13 protein-coding genes are annotated in these 12,558 nt (G+C 71.6%); 5 read left to right on the top strand and 8 right to left on the bottom strand.

Annotation, left to right across the window (positions count from 1 at the left end; genetic code table 11):
- Positions 1-150: 150 nt before the first annotated feature.
- Positions 151-876, top strand: coding sequence for a DUF4839 domain-containing protein (locus E6P78_RS16915; RefSeq protein WP_136204418.1), 726 nt, complete (start codon positions 151-153; stop codon positions 874-876).
- A gap of 771 nt (positions 877-1,647) precedes the next feature.
- Here the strand turns inward: E6P78_RS16915 and E6P78_RS16910 are convergent.
- Positions 1,648-2,508, bottom strand: a complete 861-nt coding sequence (locus E6P78_RS16910; RefSeq protein ID WP_136204417.1) for a 3-hydroxybutyryl-CoA dehydrogenase — start codon at positions 2,506-2,508, stop codon at positions 1,648-1,650.
- Between the two features lie 215 nt (positions 2,509-2,723).
- Between E6P78_RS16910 and E6P78_RS16905 the strand changes: the two genes are divergently transcribed.
- On the top strand, positions 2,724-3,977 hold the full coding sequence (locus E6P78_RS16905) for a family 10 glycosylhydrolase (RefSeq protein WP_136204416.1): 1,254 nt from the start codon (positions 2,724-2,726) through the stop codon (positions 3,975-3,977).
- A 3-nt stretch (positions 3,978-3,980) separates the two neighbouring features.
- On the opposite strand, the gene E6P78_RS16900 is transcribed toward E6P78_RS16905, so the two are convergent.
- On the bottom strand, positions 3,981-4,196 hold the full coding sequence (locus E6P78_RS16900; RefSeq protein WP_136204415.1) for a DUF1918 domain-containing protein: 216 nt from the start codon (positions 4,194-4,196) through the stop codon (positions 3,981-3,983).
- 43 nt (positions 4,197-4,239) lie between these two features.
- Entirely contained in the window at positions 4,240-5,190 is a 951-nt protein-coding gene (locus E6P78_RS16895; protein ID WP_136204414.1) for a DMT family transporter, read from the bottom strand.
- On the opposite strand from E6P78_RS16895, the gene E6P78_RS16890 reads away from it, so the two are divergent.
- Together E6P78_RS16890 and E6P78_RS16885 are read left to right on the top strand one after the other, a co-directional pair.
- On the top strand, positions 5,189-6,655 hold the full coding sequence (locus E6P78_RS16890; RefSeq protein WP_136204413.1) for a PLP-dependent aminotransferase family protein: 1,467 nt from the start codon (positions 5,189-5,191) through the stop codon (positions 6,653-6,655). The genes E6P78_RS16895 and E6P78_RS16890 overlap by 2 nt on opposite strands.
- A gap of 71 nt (positions 6,656-6,726) precedes the next feature.
- On the top strand, positions 6,727-7,302 hold the full coding sequence (locus E6P78_RS16885; RefSeq protein WP_136204412.1) for a histidine phosphatase family protein: 576 nt from the start codon (positions 6,727-6,729) through the stop codon (positions 7,300-7,302).
- A gap of 66 nt (positions 7,303-7,368) precedes the next feature.
- On the opposite strand, the gene E6P78_RS16880 is transcribed toward E6P78_RS16885, so the two are convergent.
- From E6P78_RS16880 to E6P78_RS16865, 4 genes are all read right to left on the bottom strand, one after another.
- Positions 7,369-8,154, bottom strand: coding sequence for a Clp protease N-terminal domain-containing protein (locus tag E6P78_RS16880; protein WP_136204411.1), 786 nt, complete (start codon positions 8,152-8,154; stop codon positions 7,369-7,371).
- A 190-nt stretch (positions 8,155-8,344) separates the two neighbouring features.
- Positions 8,345-8,842: a peptidylprolyl isomerase gene (locus E6P78_RS16875; RefSeq protein ID WP_136204410.1), complete on the bottom strand. Its 498-nt coding sequence runs from the start codon at positions 8,840-8,842 to the stop codon at positions 8,345-8,347.
- Positions 8,843-8,918: 76 nt separating this feature from the next.
- A complete protein-coding gene (locus tag E6P78_RS16870) occupies positions 8,919-9,431 on the bottom strand; it encodes a DinB family protein (RefSeq protein WP_136204409.1) in 513 nt (170 codons plus the stop codon).
- A 50-nt stretch (positions 9,432-9,481) separates the two neighbouring features.
- Positions 9,482-10,300, bottom strand: a complete 819-nt coding sequence (locus tag E6P78_RS16865; protein WP_136204408.1) for a LysR substrate-binding domain-containing protein — start codon at positions 10,298-10,300, stop codon at positions 9,482-9,484.
- A 58-nt stretch (positions 10,301-10,358) separates the two neighbouring features.
- On the opposite strand from E6P78_RS16865, the gene E6P78_RS16860 reads away from it, so the two are divergent.
- A complete protein-coding gene (locus tag E6P78_RS16860; protein WP_136204407.1) occupies positions 10,359-10,763 on the top strand; it encodes a DUF5997 family protein in 405 nt (134 codons plus the stop codon).
- Between the two features lie 134 nt (positions 10,764-10,897).
- Here E6P78_RS16860 and E6P78_RS16855 read toward each other — a convergent pair whose 3' ends face one another.
- A complete protein-coding gene (locus E6P78_RS16855; protein ID WP_240799234.1) occupies positions 10,898-12,382 on the bottom strand; it encodes an FG-GAP-like repeat-containing protein in 1,485 nt (494 codons plus the stop codon).
- Between the last annotated feature and the right edge of the window lie 176 nt (positions 12,383-12,558).

Here is a 12,558-nt window from a genome sequence, read left to right as displayed (position 1 = left end):
GCGGCTTCGGCTTCCACACCGCCGACGCGATCATCGCCCTCGTCATGCTCACCCTCGCCGGAGACAAACCCACCCTCCCCGGCCGCCAACCCACAACAAGATGACCCACACATACGGCAGGAGAGCCTCATTTAGGGGGCGCGGAGCCGCATGGCCGACGAGATCAAGTACGAGCATAAGACCGTGCAGACAGTTCGCGGCACAGGCGGCTTGGCGATCTCGAAGATGGAGAAGGATGGATGGGAGCTCATTGAACAGACCCAGGTCATGCTTCGCTCAACTCTCAAATTCCGTCGGCCGAAGAAGCCGCAGCCGTGGCTCCTGATCGGCTCGGCAGCCGCCGTTCTTGTGATCCTGGCCATCGTCATCGGCGCTGCCTCTGCGCTCAGTGACGGAGATGGGAAGAAGGACGATGCACGCAAGTCGATGACTGCTGCGAGCGAGAAGCCTTCCACTACGCCGATGCCGACCGCGGCCGAGTCTGCTGCCGCCGAGGTGATCACGCCTGAGAAGAACCCGGAGTTCGCGGCATTGCTGAAGGCGGACTCGTGCGACGACGCGAACCTGGACTTCGCGACCGGGTATGAGGGCCAGACGGTCGCGTTCAACGGTTCGATCAGGCACATGGCGCCCCATGGTGACTACGAGACCCGCTACGACTTCCTTCTGGGCCCAGGCGACGAGGGGGCGAACACGACGATCGGCCCGGCCTTCAAGTACGAGGACGTCAACACCGGGAACCTGCACCTGACCGGCAAGAAGATCCCCGCCACCGTCGGCGTAGGCGACAAGTTCCGCTTCATCGCTGAGGTGCGCGAATTCAACGCGGCCCAGTGCCTCTTCTTCCTTCATCCGGTCTCAACGGAAGTCCGGTAGTCAAAATGGGCAGCCGCGTCAGCACGGGGCAGTGTTCCCGGCCGGTTAGCGCGGCCACTTTCCTTATCCTGGCCGCCGGTAGCCGCGCCGCGTCAGGTCGGGGCAAACTCGACCCGCCGATGCTGACGCGCATCCTGCTGCTCGGCTGGTCCGATCACCCGCCTCAGGGTATCCAGCCCGAGCACGTCCCTGCGGCACACGGGGCGCATGTATTTGCCGCAACGCGGACCACGTCGACTCTGTGAGCCAACGAGCCGCCGAACTGCAGTGCCCCTGCTTCCCCAGGCGCGGACAGTTGTGGTGAGTCGCCGCACCGCCAGGAGGGGGCCGTCGCGGAGTCAGTGAGGGCGAAGGGGGCGCGGACCCCTCTGGACGTGCCGACACGGGACAACATGAGCGCCCCTAGCTAGGGCCGTCTGACCAGGCGAAACGACATCTGGCGGCACTCCCGCGCACGGTGTGTCAGGATCGCTCGCGTACTCGCAATGCGTAGGTCCCGGGTCTGAGTCGCCAGGGACTTTTCAGGGACTTTCAGCTCTGTCGGAGGGACATCCGAGGGAGTTTTCGCAGTACAGGCACGGAAGGCTGCGACAGCGCTGAAAGGCTCAGGGCTTCGGGCTCGCGCATCCGCGCAGTCGCTCCGTAGCGCTCCGGCAGGGCACCGGGTCGGCAGTAGAAGAAGAGGCCCTTCGGGGCCGCACACGGTCCTTACCTCGGGGAACGTGTCCTGGCGGGCCCGGCGGCGCGAGCGCCGGGCCCGCAGGCGAGCCGTCACGCGTACGGGTAGAACCCCGACCCCGACTTCCGGCCCAGCCGGCCCGCGTCCACCATCCGCTGGAGCAGCGGGGGAGCGGCGTACAGGGGCTCCTTGTACTCGGCGTACATCGAGTCGGCGACCGAGGCCACGGTGTCCAGGCCGATCAGGTCCGCGAGCTTGAGCGGGCCCATCGGGTGGGCGCAGCCCATCTCCATGCCGTTGTCGATGTCCTCGCGGCTGGCGATGCCCGACTCGAACATCCGGATCGCGGAGAGCAGGTACGGGATCAGCAGGGCGTTGACGACGAAGCCGGAGCGGTCCTGGGCGCGGATCGGGTGCTTGCCCAGTACGTCCTGCACCACGGCCTCGGAACGCGCGATCGTCTCGTCCGACGTGGTCAGCGCGGGGATCAGCTCGACCAGCTTCTGCACCGGCGCCGGGTTGAAGAAGTGGATGCCGATGACCATGTCCGGGCGGGAGGTCGCGACGGCCAGCTTCACCAGCGGGATCGAGGAGGTGTTGGAGGCGAGGATCGCGTCCGGGCGGGTCACGACCTGGTCGAGTACCTGGAAGATCTCGGTCTTGACCTGCTCGTTCTCCACGACGGCCTCGATGACGAGGTCACGGTCGGCGAACTCGCCGAGGTCGGTGGTGAAGCTGAGGCGGTCCAGCGTCTCGTCCCGCTCCTCCGTGGTGATCTTGCCGCGCTCGGCCGCCTTCGACAGCGAGTTGTGGAGCCGGGTGCGGCCGATCTCCAGTGCCTCGCCGGTCGTCTCGGCCACCTTGACGTCGAGGCCGCTGCGGGCGCACACCTCCGCGATGCCGGCGCCCATCTGGCCGCAGCCCACCACTCCGACGCGTGCAATGTCGGCCATAGAGTCCGTCACCTCGTGCCTCTCGCTGTTCTCCGTTCGGCGGCTTCCGTCTGATTCCGGGCTCCACCACGACTCCACGACGTTACTCCGTCACTTACCGGGGATCGCGGGCCGGGGCGTGCATGCTCGGATCTGTGCCCTGGTTGCGGGGATATGAGCGAGTGCGGAGAAAGGGCAGGTGCGGCGCGATGCGAGGAATGGCCCGAAGAGGTTTTGTGACCGGCGCTGCCGGGACGGTCGCCGGGGTGGTGGGGGCGGCCACCGTGGCCGGTGACGCCGCCGTCGCGGCGCCCCGGCGGGCCCAGGGCCGCCCGGGACCGGCCGGCCGGCGGGATGTGGTGCGGCGCGAGTTGCGCGGCATGTGGGTGGCGACCGTCGCCAACACCGACTGGCCTTCGAGGACCGGTCTGTCCGCCGCCGCGCAGCGGGCCGAGCTGATCGCGTACCTCGACGCGGCCGTCGAGCGGAAGCTGAACGCGGTGATCCTCCAGGTCCGCCCGTCCGCCGACGCCCTGTGGCCCTCCCCGTACGAGCCGTGGGCCCAGTGCCTGACCGGGGTGCAGGGCAAGGACCCCGGCTGGGACCCGCTGGGCACCGCGGTCCAGGAGGCGCACGGCCGGGGGCTCGAACTGCACGCCTGGTTCAACCCGTACCGGGTGGCCAACCACACCGACCCCTCGAAGCTGGCCGCCGCCCACCCGGCCCGCCGCCACCCCGACTGGGTCCTGCCCTACGGCGGCAAGCTCTACTACAACCCGGGCCTGCCCGAGGTCCGCACCTTCGTGCGGGACGCGATGCTCGACGCGGTCCGCCGCTACGACATCGACGCGGTGCACTGGGACGACTACTTCTACCCGTACCCGGTGGCCGGCCAGACCTTCGCGGACGGCGCGGCCTACGAGAAGTACGGCGCGGGCTTCTCCGACAAGGCCGCCTGGCGGCGCGACAACACGGACAAGCTGGTGCGCGAGACCGCCGAACGCATCAAGGCGATCAAGCCGGACGTGCGGTTCGGGATCAGCCCCTTCGGCGTATGGCGCAACGCCGACACCGACCCGGCCGGCTCACCGACCAGGGCGGGTGTGGAGACGTACGACGACCTGTACGCCGACACCCGCGGCTGGATCAAGAAGGGCTGGATCGACTACGTCTGCCCGCAGGTCTACTGGAACATCGGTTACGCGGCGGCCGACTACGCCGTGCTCGTGCCCTGGTGGTCCGACGTGGTACGCGGCACCGGCGTCGACCTCTTCATCGGTGAGGCCCTGTACAAGTGCGGCGACTCCGCCCAGCCCGCCGCCTGGCAGGACCCGGCGGAGCTGTCCCGGCACATCGACCTCGCCGCACAGCACGACCAGGTCCGCGGCCATGCCTACTTCTCTGCGAAGAGCGTGGTCACGGACCGGATCGGCGCGATGCAACGGGTGGTCGCCGACCACTACCGAACGCGCGCGAGGCCGCCGCGCTGACGGTCAGGTGATGTCCGCGTCCCGGCCCGACGCGCAGCCCGTGTGCTGGACGACGGTGTCGGGGCCCGGTGCGAGCAGATGTTCGTGTCCGTCGTCGAAACGGACGCGGTACGGGGGAGTGCCCCCGTCCCCGAGCACTTCGACGATCTCCGCGACCCGGTCGTGCTGACCCACGGTCCTGCCGTGTGTCAGCAGCCGGTCGCCCGTGTGTGCCTCCATCGGGAGTGACCTCCTCACGGGGTGGCGTTCCGTGCTCAACAGTCTAGGACCGACCGGCCCCCGCGCGCTGGGTGAGCGCGATGCATACCAGGACCGCGACGGCGGCGATCGGCGCCGCCGTCGCGACCTGTTCACCCAGCAGGAAGAACGACCAGAACAGGGTCAGCAGCGGCTGGGCGAGCTGGAGCTGACTGGCCCGGGCCACCCCGATCTCCGCCATGCCCCGGTACCAGACGTACAGGCCGAGGAAGGTCGAGACGGCCGACACCCAGACCAGTCCGACGACCCCGTGCACGGTCGGCCGCACCGGCTCGTACACCAGCGCGACGGCGGCCCCCGTCAGCGCGAGGGGCAGCGTGAGGATCAGCGCCCAGCCGGTCACCTGCCACCCCGGCATCGCCTTCGCCAGCCTGCCGCCCTCGGTGTATCCGGCCGCGCACACCAGCAGCGCGCCGAACAGGAAGGCGTCACCGGCGGACAGCGCCCCGCCGCTCTGCGCCACGGTGAAGGCGATCACCACGACGGCCCCGGCCACCGCCGCCACCCAGAACGCGCGGGGCGGGCGCGCCCCGGTCCGCAGCGAGGAGAACACCGCCGTGGTCAGCGGCAGCAGCCCGACCACCACCGCGGCGTGCGAGGTCGTGGACGTCCGCAGTGCCAGCGTCGTCAGCAGCGGGAAGCCGACCACCACACCGCCCGCCACCACGGCCAGGCCCGCCCAGTGCTCCCGGGCCGGCACCCGCACCCGGGCCGCCAGCAGCAGCCCGCCCGAGAGCGCCGCCGCCAGCAGGCTGCGCAACGCCACCAGGGACCAGGGCCCGAAGCTCTCCAGGCCCCACGCGGTGGAGGGGAAGGTCAGCGAGAACGTCACCACGCCCAGGAGGGCGAGCAGCGTCCCGCGCCGGGAACCCGTCTCGACGGGCTGCCCGGGGCCGCCTTCGACGGGCGGGACCGCTATCGTGACCTGTGAAGTAGCGCTATCCTCTGCTCTCATGTATGAGCGTAGCAGTGTGGCGGAGCTGGCCACGGCCCTGCGGACGGAACTGAACCGCTACTCTCCGGGCGAGAAGCTGCCCTCCAGTCGTGCCCTGGTCGAACGGTTTCGGGCCAGTCCGGTGACCGTGTCGCGGGCCGTCGCCCAGCTCGCCGCCGAAGGGCTCGTCGTCACCCGCCCCGGCTCCGGCGCCTACCGGGCCCAGCCCCTCGCGGACGCGGCGCCCCCGGCCGGCGACACCTCCTGGCAGGAGGTCTCGCTCAGCGGCGACGGCGGCCCCGAGGCGCTGCCCCGTACCGTCGACGTGTCCGGCCTCCTGGTCAGCCTCGTCGCCCCGCCCACCGGCGTCATCGAGTTCAACGGGGGCTACCTGCACGCCTCGCTCCAGCCCGAACGCGCCCTCGCCGCCGCCCTGACCCGGGCCGGCCGCCGCCCCGGCGCCTGGAGCCGCCCGCCCATCGACGGGCTCACCGAACTGCGCGCCTGGTTCGCCCGCGACATCGGCCCCGCGCTCGGCGCCGCCGACGTGCTGATCACCGCGGGCGGCCAGAGCGCCCTGGCCACCGCGCTGCGGGCGCTCGCCCCGCCCGGCGCCCCCGTGCTCGTGGAGTCGCCCACCTACCCCGGCATGCTGGCGGCCGCCCGGGCCGCGGGGCTGCGCCCGGTACCCGTCCCCGTGGACTCCGACGGTGTGCGCCCCGACCTGCTCGCCGCGGCCTTCCACGCCACCGGTGCCCGCGTCTTCGTGTGCCAGCCCCTCTTCCAGAACCCCACCGGCACCGTCCTGTCCGAGGCCCGGCGCCCGGAAGTCGTCCGGATCGCACGGGAGGCGGGGGCCTTCGTCATCGAGGACGACTTCGCCCGCCTCCTCGCCCACGACGACGCGGGCGCGCTGCCCCGGCCGCTGGCCGCCGACGACCCCGACGGAGTCGTCGTCCACACCCGCTCCCTCACCAAGGCCGCCTCGCCCAGCCTGCGCGTGGGCGCGCTCGCCGCCCGGGGCCCGGCCCTGGAACGGCTGCGCGGCATCCAGATCGTCGACAGCTTCTTCGTCCCCCGGCCGCTCCAGGAGGCCGCGCTCGAACTGGTCGGCTCGCCCGCCTGGGGCCGCCACCTGCGTTCCGTATCGACCGAACTCCGGGCCCGGCGTACGGCGATGACGGCGGCGCTGCGCGAGGCGCTGCCCGGGCTCGGGCTGCCGCACATCCCGGTGGGCGGCGGCTTCCTCTGGCTGCGCCTGCCCGGGACCGAGGCCGGGACGGACGAGTCCGCCATGGTCCAGGCGGCGCTGCGCGCCGGGGTGGCCGTCGCGCCGGGACGGCCCTACTTCAGCGCCGAGCCCCCCTCGCCGCAGATCCGGCTGAGCTTCGTCTCCGTCGCCGGACCGGCCGAGATCGCCGAGGGCGTGCGCCGGCTGCGTACCGCCTGGGAGGGCACCCCGGCCGCCTCACCGCCCGGTGGCTGATCGCGGGTTTTGTCGTACGGGCGTGCGGCGGAACTCTTGACCGGGGCCGCGATCGGCTCCACGATCCGCCCATGGGTGTTCGCGTCTCGCTCGTCGCCGCAGCGCGCAGCTCCTCCCTGCTCGCCGAGCGCTTCGACGACGACCGGCCGCTCGACGAGGCCGGCTGGCACGCGGTGCGGTTCGCCGCCCCGGCCCTGGTGCCCCTGGGCGCCGCCGAACTGCGCTACTGCTCACCGACCCCGCGCAGCCGCGCCACGGGCGATGCGCTCGGCTTCCACCCGCTGGTCCAGCCGGCGCTGCGCGACTGCGACATGGGGCGGTGGCGGGGCCGCACGCTCGCCGATGTCGCGGCGCGCGAACCGGCGGCCGTCGACGCCTGGCTGGCGGACCCGCGCTCCGCGCCGCACGGCGGCGAACCGCTGCTCGCGTTCATCACGCGGATAGGCGGCTGGCTGGACACCCGCCCCGCCTGCGACGGCGCCATCGTCGCCGTCGCCGAACCGGCGGTCGTCCGGGCCGCCCTCGTCTACGCGCTGAAGGCCCCGCCGTCCTCGTACTGGAACGTCGACGTCAGCCCGCTCTCCACCGTCACGCTCATCGGTCTGCCGCACCGCTGGTCCCTGCGGCTGGAGACCGGGGTGCGCTGAGGCGGGAAGACCGGCGGCCGACGGGACGCGTCGGCCGCCGGTGCGGTTCCACCTCCGTTACGGAGGTCACCCCTCCTGGCCGGGGGCCTCCTGGTCCGCGCTCCCGGGGGCGGGCGGCTCCTGGGCGGCGACCAGGAGCGAGAGCGCCTCGGCGATGCCCCGCTCGGCGGCCGCCTTGTCGACGCCGAGACCGCTGAGCACGCCCGAGCCGTCCTCGTGCTCCAGCAGGGCGAGCAGGATGTGCTCGGTGCCGATGTAGTTGTGCCCCATCCGCAGGGCCTCGCGGAAGGTGAGCTCCAGCGCCTTGCGGGCGTCACCGTTGTACGGGATCAGCTCGGGGATCTCGCCGTCCGCGGCCGGCGGCAGCGCCTCGGTGGCGGCCTGCCGGACGGAGTCCAGCACCACGCCCTGCGCCCTGATGAACGCCGCCGCGAGCCCTTCCGGCTCGCTGAGCAGGCCGAGGACCAGGTGCTCGGTGCCGATCTCGGTGTTGGACGCGGCCCGGGCCTCGTTCTGTGCGGCCATGACCACGTTCTTGGCGCGCGGGGTGAAGCGGCCGAAGCCCTGGCTCGGGTTGAGGTCGGAACCCTCGCCGGGGTCCTTGGCCACGAAGCGCTTCTGGGCCGCCTGCCGCGTCACCCCCATGCTCTTGCCGATCTCGGTCCAGGAGGCGCCGGAGCGGCGGGCCTGGTCCACGAAGTGGCCGATCAGGTGGTCGGCCACGTCACCGAGGTGGTCGGCGGCGATGACGGCGTCCTGGAGTTGGTCGAGGGCGTCGGGGTGGACCTTCTTGATAGCTGCGATGAGGTCGTCGAGACGGACGGGATGCGTCGGACCTACGGGATTCGTCATGTGTCAACCGTAAGTTGACAGTACGGCACTGTCAACTATCGGTTGACAGTGCGTTGATCCCCCGGTGTCCTCCCTGCCCCTGTCCCTGTCCTGTCCCTGTCCTGTCCGCGAATGACGAACGCGCCGGTCGACGGTGTACGTCGTCCGGCGCGTCCGGTCGGCTGTCAGCCGAGGGGTGCGGGGCGTGGGATCAGAGAATCCCGGAGTCGGCGATGGTGACCTTCGCCTTGGTGCGGCCGCTCTGCGAGCCCAGACCCTCGATCCGCTTGACCAGGATCATGCTGTCCTCGTCGGCGACCTCGCCGAAGACGACGTGCTTGCCGTCCAGCCAGGACGTCACGATGGTCGTGATGAAGAACTGCGAGCCGTTCGAGTTCGGGCCGGCGTTGGCCATGGAGAGCAGGCCGGGCTTGGTGTGCGCCAGCTTGAAGTTCTCGTCCTCGAACTTGGCGCCGTAGATGCTCTTGCCGCCCGTGCCGTCGCCGCGGGTGAAGTCGCCGCCCTGGAGCATGAAGTCGGGGATGACCCGGTGGAAGGAGGAACCCTTGTAGCCGAAGCCGTTCTGGCCGGTCGCCAGCTGGCGGAAGTTCTCGGCCGTACGGGGAACGACGTCGTCGAACAGATTGAAGACGATCCGCCCGGCGGGCTCGTCGTTGATGGTGATGTCGAAGTAAACCTGACTCGTCATGGAACCATCCTGACATCTTCCCGGACCGCCCCGACGCCCGGGCGCCGAAACACCGCTCGGTGCGGCGGGCCGGGCCTCAGACCCCGGTGCTCCCGTCGATCCGCTCGCGCAGCAGGTCGGCGTGACCGCTGTGGCGGGCGTACTCGCCGATCATGTGGTGGTAGATCCAGCGGAGATTCACCTCGCCGCCCATGAAGGGCGCCGAGTCCTCCAGCGCCCGCTCGGCGCACACCGCGCGGGACACGGCGATCTCCTCCTGCCAGGCCGCGCGGGCGCCGGCGAAGGTGGCGCCCGCGGCGAGCTCGAACCCTCCGTCATGGCCCTCGGAACCGGCCGGCCCGCCGTGCACCGACGGCACGTCCTCGCCGGTCAGGACCCGGCGGAACCAGTTCCGCTCGACCTCCGCGAGGTGCTGGACGAGCCCCATCAGCGTCAGGGACGACGGCGGTACGGAGGCGCGGCTCACCTGCTCGTCGGTGAGGCCGTCGCATTTCACGGCCACGGTGGTCCGGTAGAAGTCGAGCCAGCTCTCCAGGCCGGTGCGTTCGTCGGCGTCCAGGGGCGGCATCGGGCGTGCGGTGTGCGTCATGGTCACCGATGCTGCCAGCAGGGTCTGACAATCGCGCCCGGACCGCCTCGCTACGGCCGTCGGCGGGGCTTGCCGCGCTTGGCCGCCGCGCCGCCCTTGGCTCCGCGCGCGCCCTTGGCCCCCTTGGCTCCCGCGGAACCACCGGCACCGCCCGAACCGCTGCGGGAGCCCTTCCCAGCCGCCGCGCTCCGCCGCGCTCCGCCGCTCTCGGCGTGCTTCGCCTTCGCCTTCGTCTTCGGCTGGTCGACGGACGCCGTGCCGCGGCCCCGCGAGCTGTTCACGGTCCGCCCGCGCACGATGCCGATGAAGTCCTCCACCTGGTCGGTGGTCTTCTCCTGCGGCCACGACAGCGCGATGCGCGACTCGGGAGCGTCCGACAGCGGGCGGTACGTCAGGTCCTTGCGGTGGTGCAGCCGGGCGAGCGACTGCGGGACGACGAGGACACCCACCCCCGCCGCCACCAGCTCGATGGCGTCCGCCGTGGTCGCCGGCCGTTCGATCGCCGGGCGGCCGGGCAGCCGCTCCCAGACCAGGGTGTCGTCCTGCGGGTGCAGCACGATCTCGTCGGCCAGCTCCGCCAGGGACAGCTCCTCGACGGCCGCGACCACGTGGTCCTTCGGGATCACGACGACGGTCGTCTCGGTGTAGAGGGGGATCGCGCTGAGGTCCGTGCCGTCGACCGGCAGCCGGACGAACCCGGCGTCGGCCCCGTCGGCGCGCAGCAGGTCCTGCGCCTCGGTGGCGGGCACCGGGACGAGGTTCAGGGGGATGCCGGGCAGGCGCTCGTTCCAGATCCGCACCCACTTGGTGGGCGTCACTCCGGGGACGTACGCCAGCCGGAACGAAGGGGATGCTTCCGGGCCTGTCACCCCGCCAGGTTACCGGTCGTGGTCGGAGGCACCGCACGCGCTGGATACCCTTGACACCATGAAGTCCCACCAGACCGCCCAGACCATGAAGCCCGCGACGGCGGCGAAGAAGCTGGGTGTGTACCTCGAGGCCACCCCCGCCGAATTCCAGGACGGTGTCGTCTCGCGCGCCGAGCTGGCGGCCCTCCAGGCCGATCCGCCCCAGTGGCTGCGCGACCTGCGGAGCAACGGCCCGCACCCGCGCCCGGTCGTCGCGTCCAAGCTGGGCATCTCCATCTCGGGCCTCGCCCGCGGCGGGATCACGGAGCCCCTGACCACGGAGCAGATCGACGCGCTGAAGCAGGACAACCCGGAGTGGCTGCGGAAGGAGCGCACCACCCAGGCGGACGTCCGCAAGGAGAACGTCCGCATCAAGGAGCGGAACGCCGAACGCGAGGCGAAGGCGCAGGACCCCCGCTCCTGACCGCCCGGTCGACCGCCTGTGGGTGGCCCCCGTCCCGTGCGTACGGAACGGGGGCCACCCACACGCCGTCCGGGCTCACCCGCAGACGGCCCGCTCGCCGAGGCCGGACGGCCCGCTCGCCGAGGCCAGGCGGCTCACCAGCCGAGACTCGGCCCGTTGTCGTTGGACAGGTTCCAGCCGAACCCGGACTTCTTCGCGAGGGCACCCAGGTCGACCGGGTTGAAGGCGAAGGCGCCCTTCGCGGTCAGCCCCGAGGAGGTGCCGCGCAGGGACCACACGGCACCGCCGTCCACGATCGCCTCCAGGTTCTCACCTGGCGCACCGGCCATCAGATCCGCCCTGCCGTCCCCGTCGACGTCGAGCAGTCGCACCGAACCGCCGAAGTGGTCACCGGTCTCCGCCACGCCCGGCACGCCCGCGGTGTCCTGGTGGAAGGCCTGCGAACCGGTGCCGCTCAGACCGCCGGGGCCGCCCTTCAGCAGCACCACGGCGCCCGCCGCCCTGGTCGTCCCGATGCCCTCGAACGGCACACCCACCGCGAGGTCGGCGTAACCGTCGCCGTTGACGTCGCCCGCGCTGAGCCGGGCGCCGAACTGGTCGCCCTTCTCGCTGACCCCGGGCACGCCCGCGGTGTCCTGGGTGATCGTCTTCGTCCGGGTCGTGCTGGGACCGGACGCGGAGCCGTAGTAGATCCTGACGGTGCCCGGGTCCGTGGGCAAGTCCTCCACGATGTCGCCCGGTACCACGCGGGTGGCGAGGTCGTCCTTGCCGTCCTTGTCGAAGTCACCCACCGCGAGGGCCGAGGCGCCGGGGAGCGGGGTGGAGACCGGCGACAGGCCTCTGGGGGTACCCGGCCACAGCTTGGCGCCCTCGGAGTGCTCCTCGTACGCGTAGGTGGTGCACAGGTCGTCGATGCCGTCGCCGTTGAAGTCGCCCACGGCCGTGGTGCCCATGTAGTTGTCCGTGTCGAACATCGTCACCAGCTGCTCGCGGGCGGGTGCCCCGGACCGGTCGAACGGCCCGTACAGCACGCTGCGTTCCTCGTACTCCCCGCCGTGGTCCAGCATCAGGTCCGTGTTGCCGTCGCCGTCGAAGTCGCCGGCGGTGAGGTTGTTCCCCACCTCGGTGTCGGGCGGAGCGGCCAGCCGCACGGCGCCCTGTCCCGTGAGGCCGCCGGTGCGGCCCCACAGGACGATCACCGAGCCGGAGTTGTTCGGCGACGTCAGCCATTCGTTGGCGTACAGCGCCAGGTCGGTCAGGCCGTCGTGGTCGAGGTCCTCGGCGACCAGCCGGGAACCGAAGCTGTTGCCGTTCTCGGGTTCGCCCGGCACACCGGGCGTGTTCTGGTCGATGACGGTCGTGTGCGCGGTGCTCAGGCCCTGTGCGGAGCCGTAGGCGACGGTGATGTACCCCGCCCACTCGTGGCCGTCGACAGCGGCGGCGGGGGCCGCGACGACGACGTCCTGGTAGCCGTCCCCGTTAAAGTCCTCCCGCACGGTGGTGGTTGCCGTTCCCCCGGCCGTACCCGCGTGCCCGCCGCCGGGCGCCGCGACGGCCGTGCCGCAGGACAGCGCCGTCGCGGCACAGACGGTCACGGTCAGCATGGTGCGAATGCCCACAGAACTCTCCTTGGTCGCGTACGCGGAGCCAATGGCGTACGAGGTGTGAGGGCTCACATGGGAGACAGCCGCGAACCGGAGAAGGTTGCCCGGCGAACGGAAGGTGAACTCGGCGCGAGGGAAAAGGAGTCGGGGCCCGGCGGAGGCGGTCCGTGGCCGCCCCCGCACCCGGCCCC

Origin of the sequence: Streptomyces sp. A0958, from assembly GCF_004795035.1 — a bacterium.
Taxonomy (GTDB): Bacteria; Actinomycetota; Actinomycetes; order Streptomycetales; family Streptomycetaceae; genus Streptomyces.
The sequence above is the reverse complement of the archived record's forward strand: the minus strand, read 5'-3'. Positions and strand labels throughout refer to the sequence as shown.